This window comes from Algoriphagus confluentis (assembly GCF_036245625.1).
Classification (GTDB): Bacteria; Bacteroidota; Bacteroidia; order Cytophagales; family Cyclobacteriaceae; genus Algoriphagus; species Algoriphagus confluentis.
In genome coordinates this window covers 1-7048 of sequence record NZ_BTPD01000028.1, presented here as the reverse complement: position 1 = coordinate 7048, position 7048 = coordinate 1, and the positions used below count along the sequence as shown (strand labels likewise).

General features: G+C 36.8%; 6 protein-coding genes. All 6 read right to left on the bottom strand.

The features are described 5' to 3' along the window. Positions 1-468: 468 nt before the first annotated feature. The 6 genes from AAA943_RS21695 to AAA943_RS21670 all read right to left on the bottom strand — a co-directional run bounded on the left by AAA943_RS21695 (position 469) and on the right by AAA943_RS21670 (position 6654). On the bottom strand, positions 469-1074 hold the full coding sequence (locus tag AAA943_RS21695) for a hypothetical protein (protein ID WP_338226518.1): 606 nt from the start codon (positions 1072-1074) through the stop codon (positions 469-471). A 52-nt stretch (positions 1075-1126) separates the two neighbouring features. Beyond that, positions 1127-2299, bottom strand: coding sequence for a carboxypeptidase-like regulatory domain-containing protein (locus AAA943_RS21690; RefSeq protein WP_338226517.1), 1173 nt, complete (start codon positions 2297-2299; stop codon positions 1127-1129). A gap of 854 nt (positions 2300-3153) precedes the next feature. After that, positions 3154-5319: a peptidase domain-containing ABC transporter gene (locus AAA943_RS21685; RefSeq protein WP_338226516.1), complete on the bottom strand. Its 2166-nt coding sequence runs from the start codon at positions 5317-5319 to the stop codon at positions 3154-3156. Between the two features lie 55 nt (positions 5320-5374). After that, entirely contained in the window at positions 5375-5944 is a 570-nt protein-coding gene (locus tag AAA943_RS21680) for a hypothetical protein (RefSeq protein WP_338226515.1), read from the bottom strand. Beyond that, a complete protein-coding gene (locus AAA943_RS21675; RefSeq protein ID WP_338226514.1) occupies positions 5925-6356 on the bottom strand; it encodes a hypothetical protein in 432 nt (143 codons plus the stop codon). Before AAA943_RS21675 ends, AAA943_RS21680 begins: the two co-directional genes overlap by 20 nt. Positions 6357-6480: 124 nt before the next feature. Further along, entirely contained in the window at positions 6481-6654 is a 174-nt protein-coding gene (locus tag AAA943_RS21670) for a hypothetical protein (protein ID WP_338226513.1), read from the bottom strand. Positions 6655-7048: the final 394 nt, after the last annotated feature.

Below are 7048 nucleotides of genomic sequence, written 5' to 3'. Positions count from 1 at the left end.
TTCCCCTCGGCATCATAGACAAAGGTAGCGGGGACTCCAGTCAATCGAAAGGCAGAGGCCAGTCTAAAAAGGGTGTCAGAATAAAAGCGGTGCGTATCCAAACTATCAAGCCTATAGTGTTCTGCAAAACTCTTGACCTCCTCAACCGACTCGGAGGAAACCCATAAAAATTAAGTTTCAAGATTTTCGCTAAAATTTCTATGGATCAACTCAGCCTCAGACTGACAGATCGGACAGGAAGAATTGAAGTAGATTAGGACAGAAGGGAAATTAGTTAATTCCTTTTTCAAATTAACATACTGACAATTCGTGTTACTTACCAGGTAACTTGGAACAGATACAAACAAAAGTTCCTGTTTAACTCGAATTGAATAGCGCAAAATGACAAGAAAAACACCAAGTGAAACTAAGGAAAACAACGATATTAAAAGAATTTTTCTCTTGTCCATACATCATAGAATAAATACTTTAAACAGAAACAAATAGCCAAAAAACTAAAAAAAGACCATAAAAAAGAATATACGAAACAGTCAAAAAGATAGAATTTTTAATCGAGAGCTTATGTTGGGTCCGAAATAAATAATATAATGAAAAAATAAAAAGCAATTGGAAAAAATTGATTCTGGACCAAATAAAATAAAATTTTAAAAATTCAGAATTTGAATCAATAAAACCTAGGACACTTAAGGGGTAATAATACAAAATATCATTTTTTACTAAGGGGGGATCGAAAAATAAAAGAATCACCGAATAAATCAAATCCCCAAAAACAACAAAAAGATAAGAGGTTAATATACTTTTCATAAGTTCACTAGGAACAACTACTAAATCAAGCATATATGCTACTAAATAGATTAATCCACAAACAAGCCCAACTTTCACCATGAGCCAAAGTGGCGAAATAAAATCAACAGTCATGCTAATCCAAAATCTGGATACGCTACCTTTCTTAAAATTATCATCAGGAATTTTGAGCCCCACCTCATTTAAATAAACCAATTCAGTCCATACCAAATGGTTGTAGATTAGTGTTGAAATTAAATTTAGTATAGCAACAATAATAAAAACTCTCAAGAAGGACTGATTGGTAAACTCGTATATTGGTAAAAGAAACCTACCCATACAATTACTTTTTAGAACTTAAATTTTCTAAGTCACGAACCATCTTTTGGTATTCAATCAAATCGGGTATAAAATTAAAAGTTTTCCAAAAATCAGGATCATAAGGAATATCTAAATTTTTCAATTTAGTCTCCCAAACTAATGCATTTCTATTTTTCACTTTATCAAAAAATCTTTTATTATCAAAAATCTCATTTACCCAAAGCTCCATTTTTAATACTTGAATACCGTCTTTAGAATCAGAATCAATAGCAGCTAAATTTTCTGTACCTTGAGAATAAAACCTTGATAAATAATATCTATCATTAACCTTACGATATTCTATTCTCGAATAATTAGTAAGTACCTTTTTCATAAATAAATCGGCTGTGAATCTATCATTTGGAACACGAACCATTTCAATTGAAACTACCGCAAAATCCGATAGATTAACAACGAAAAACCCATTTGTGGAAAACATTCCAGTCGGTGCTGAAAAAGAAATTTTGGCAATTCGATCATCCCCACTTTTAAAAATAGAATCAAGTTTAAAATCAAAAAAATCCAATAAATCTTTCTTGATCCCTCTAAAATATGAAGGTTCACTATGATACCTTCTCAAAATATCCCTATAATTTAAACTAATAAGGAAATCATTTTTTTCAGTAAATATATTTGAAAGAAGTTTTGTGAATAAATCCTCTTCAACAAAATCTTCACTTTTTCGCAGGCTATATACCTGAACTTTTCTTCGAAGAGGATCAGATCTATAAGAAAAATCATTTATACCAATTGCGGCATCTAAAAATCTCACATAACTTGTATCTCGCAATACAGATTCCCTATAATATCCTTTAATTAAATATTGTTTGTTTGGATAATTCTCTTTCAATCTTGAAAAGGCTTCTTTCATGATCTGTAAAGATGAATCGGCTTTTACAATAACTTCATCTAAAAAATAGGGGTCAGGATACATGAGTATTAATATCTTTTCTCGTACAGAATCTAAACTAATTTCAACAGGCTTATACCCCAATAATTGAAAAACCAAATTTCCTTCATTCCTATTGCTGTTGAAAATAAAATTCCCTTCTTTATTTGAAAAAGTTCCTCGATTCCCATCTTTTATATAAACTGAAACATTTGCAAGTCCTTCATTAGTCTCAGGATCAACAATCTGTCCAAAGATCCTTCCCATATCCTGAGTTAAGGATTTTGAATAAATGATAATAAAAACAAAACAAAAAAGGCATCGAACCATTATATTAAAACTGGTTATTTATTTAAGTTGTTTGTATAACTATAAAAGATAGCTTCCAATAAAGGAAGCTATCTTTTGTTTTTCAATTAAACCACAGCTTCGAAATCGAAGCCATGATTCCCGCAATGTTCAGTCCACGTACTAGCAAAAAGCGTCATACCTCCATGCCATCCCCCTGAATTCCAAAGATTCGCAAGAGTCATACAGTACTCTGCCCTAGAAACTCCCCCCCACAAGATTTTCCATCTGGTCATTTGTTAATTTTTCCATAGTTGTTAATGGTTAATTGTTAGAAATAATTAAAAGAATGGTTGATTTTAAGTATTCTAGTTCATACTTCCAAATCACTTAGGATCAGAAACTTCCAATTCTTGGAAAAGTACAAACTGAAAAACGGATTTTTTCGGAATATTCTTCTGAATTCTTAGGTCTACCCCCCCCCTAAGCCTTAGTTTGTTTTCCAATATCTTAAACTAACAAAATATTTAATCGAATTTCAACTAATTTTGAATTATTTTAAATTCTTGGAAAAATCAAACGATAAATTTAATACCCCTTATTAAGGAACTGGGGCGGAGTCCCTAGCCTCAAAAAAATCAAACTTCTGATTCTTGTATTGAGAATAGGCGAATCATTAGTCTTCTGCCTTAAAAAATCGCTCACAGATTACACAGACTTGCACAGATTATTGAAAGGACTACAAGCTTCAACTTGAACACTGAACCCTGCTCCCGATAGTTAGCAGGACTGCAAACTGCCTACTGCCTACCGAAAAGCCCGTTCCTGCTGACTCAGCCCCTCACTAAATCCCTCAAACTTTCCGAAAGTAGGTTTTCTCCCTGCGCCAATAGGTCGGGCGTACCCACCTCCACCAGTCTACCCTGATCCAAAATCATCACCTCGTCTGCAAGCAGGGCAGGTCGGATGCGGTGTGTGACTACCAAAACAGGAATCTCTTTCTTCACCTTCAGGATCAAGTCCAGCATTTTCTGCTCAGTCATCCGATCCATGGCTCCGGTGAATTCATCCAGAAAAAGTGCCTTAGGACGTTTGATCAAAGCCCTGGCAATGCCTACCAGCTGCTTTTGGCCTCCCGATAAATTCACTCCTTCTTCTCCCACCTGAGTAAAATAGCCCTGTGGCATTCGCTCGAAAAACTCATGCAATCCCAACTCCTGACATCTTCGAACCACCTGTTCAAAACAAGCCGGATTGGGATCCAAGCTGAGGTTATACCCCAGACTCCCGTTGAAAATCTTGATCTCCTGAGGCACATACCCTACCTGTTCACGCCAGCTTTTTTTAGAAATAGCTTTCATGGACCTATCCTCATTGATCAGGATAGATCCCGATTCGGGGGAATAAAAACCCATCAAAACTTGTAAGAGTGTACTTTTACCACCCCCTGATTCGCCCAACAGGATGCTCAATTTCCCTTGCTTCAGTTCAAAAGTCAGCCCATCAAAGAGTAATTTCCTGCCGGGAAAGCGGAAACTCAAGTTCTCCACCTGAATCCGGGTTACCGTCTCAGGAATCTCCTCCCCATCTTCTACATGCTCCTTTTTTACCTGTACAAATTCATAAAGTCTATCCCCTGCGATCTGTGCTTCTTGGATTTGAAGATTGGCAAGGGCCAGTTTGTTCACTGCCGGGACCAGCATGCCGAGCATTCCGCTGATCGCCACCAAGACTCCCAGTTCCATTTGATTTTGTGCCACCAGATAGCAGCAAGTGCCCAAAACAGAAACCAAAAACACCACACCCGCCAGTTGGGATACCAAGCCCAAGCGATTGCTGACTTGTCCTAAGGCAAAAGCATCATCCTGAAATCGTTGGTAGGCACTTTGATTAGCTTTCAAAAACAGCCCCTCTTTAGAATCTCCCTTGACGGCTCCTATACCCGTAAGCGTATCGATAAAACCCGATTCCGAACCCGAATAGCTCATCATCACTGCTTTCTGACCCTTTTGAATCGGTCTGTGGTATCGGTAAACCAGAAGAAAATAAACGGGGAGAAAAACAGCAACCCAACATCCAATCTCCCAAGCGTATAAAAAAATCGAAGTCGTACACACGATGACCACAAAGGAATCCACCATCAGTTCGGTAGTCAAGACCGACACCGCCCGCTGAATGCGGCGCGAATCATTCATCCGCGAGGTGATATCCCCGACCTTTCGGGAGTCAAAGAATCGCTTGGGTAATCCCAGCAACTGCTCAAAAAATCCGCTGATCAGTCGGAGATTCAATTCTTTGCTTTGACGCACCAAAATGGAAGCACGCAGGTAGCTGAGCACCGATCTTCCGATCAAGAGGACAAAAAGCAGTACCAGACCCAGAGCCAGCTTTTGCCAGGCCTGATTGGGCAGAAACTCATCGATGAGTTTTTGGGAAAATACCGCCACAGCCAGCCCCAAGATCGTGGTGACCAAACCAAGAAAACCCGAGATTAGTAGAATGGGAAGATCTGGTCGCACCAAGTCCAAGATCCATTTTTTCTTTTTCAGAAGGCTACTTTCCGAAGTCTCAAACTCGGAACCGGGGCGGATCAAGATCAACGTCCTGCTTTGCCAGATTGCCAAAAGCTCCTCCGCCGTAATCCAGCAAGCTCCCAAAGCCGGATCCATCAGCTGATACTGCTCACCTTTTTTACCATAGCACACCACAAAGTGGCTTAATTTCTGATCGATCACCACATGAAGAATGACAGGGAACTCCAACTCATCCAAGTAACTCATTTGCTTTACCCGAAAAGCATCGCCTTCCATACCCAACTGCTTGGCTGCTTCCACCAAACCCAAAACCGTGGTACCCTGAATGGCTGTGCCGCTCAAGTGACGGAGGTATTCAATCGACCGCTCACCGCCAAAGTATCGGATGACTGAAGCCAAGCAGGCCACTCCACAGTCAGAACTCGCCTGCTGCAAGACCACAGGGATTTTAGCGGGAGCGATCACCAATTATACAGATTATGTTGACAATACTTGACCATATTTAGAAATATGCCATCAATTATTTCAAAGAAATAAACAAAATAAATATAATCCACAAAAGAAATATACCACCGTATGAAAGCAATACAACCTTCAAATTATTATCAAAATCGCTTTGTGAAACTTTGCTGATTAAAAAAGAAAATAAAAGAATATATAACAATTCAAATAAATTAACTGAAATGAGGAGATAATCCAAAGAAGTCGACGTATTGTCATCAAAGAATAACGCCTGAAGAGATAGATCTACTTTTAAATTAGTTTTCTTGGACACCAAATCGAAAACCATTGGGATAAAAAAAATAAAATTTGAGACAAGATTTAAAACAAAAATAATTTTTAAATTGATAGAAAAATTAGCCATATAAAATCCAAGATATATTACCAAAGTAACAAAAAAGATACTGCCAACACTAATCAACAAACTTATAAATAATAATAAAAAATCTAAAAATATATAATCTCTACTTGTTGCAAAATTCAAAAAATCAACATCTTTAAGTATGCTTTTTTGATAATTCAGGAATAAATAAATTAAAATAAAAGCGATCAAAGCACAAGGCAAGCAATTAATTACCTTTCTTAACATAGTAATATTCGAATTTGGATACACTCCGAACCAAAGTATCGCCTTTAAAATAGTATCTCTTTTTGTCCGAATTCGGAAATCTCATTCCGTTAGCACTAGAATATGCAGTTATTTCAAGAACACCTTCAGAAGTCTGCCATTTAAAGTTAGGAAGATCGACAATACTTATATCCCTAAAATATTCATTACTTCTTAATGCTCTTAGATCAATAATGTAATTTCCATTTTTTTGAAAATTATAAGAATATTTATTTTCAATCGATTCATCATACTCTATTTGACCATCAACGGTTTTCATTACCATAATCCATACCCCAATCAGCCTGGGATCTAAAGAATCATTTTGATAATATAAATCAGTTCTCAAAGAAACTGGATAGGTTTCTGCAATCTTGCTTTCACTTAATTTCAAAATTAAAATAAAGCTAAGTAATATATATTTCATTTTAAAAACCATGACATCAACATTTAAGTTCAGCTATATACAAAGGGCAGATTATGAAACTGACTGCCCCAGAAAGGACAGTCAGATTGAATTAGGCTTGAGCACAGTTTATCAAATTTGCCCAAGCAAGAGCCCATGCAGCAAGGTTCAAGTCACTAGGGTCATTTCGATATCTTTCCCCTGCTATTTCTACTGCAAGCGCTTCGCCAAAACATTCCCTTCCCCCCACCAGATTTTCCATCTGGTCATTTGTTAATTTTTCCATAGTTGTTAATGGTTAATTGTTTGAAATAATTAAATGAATGGTTGATTTTAAGTATTCTAGTTCACACTTCCAAATCACTTAGGATCAGAAACTTCCAATTCTTGGAAAAGTACAAACTGAAAAACGGATTTTTTCGGAATATTCTTCTGAATTCTTAGGTCTACCCCCCCCCCCTAAGCCTTAGTTTGTTTTCCAATATCTTAAACTAACAAAATATTTAATCTAATTTCAACTAATTTTGAATTATTTTAAATTCTTGGAAAAATCAAACGATAAATTTAATACCCCTTATTAAGGAACTGGGGCGGAGTCCCTAGCCTCAAAAAAATCAAACTTCTGATTCTTGTATTGAGAATAGGCGAATCATTAGTCTTCTGCCTTAAAAAATCGCTCA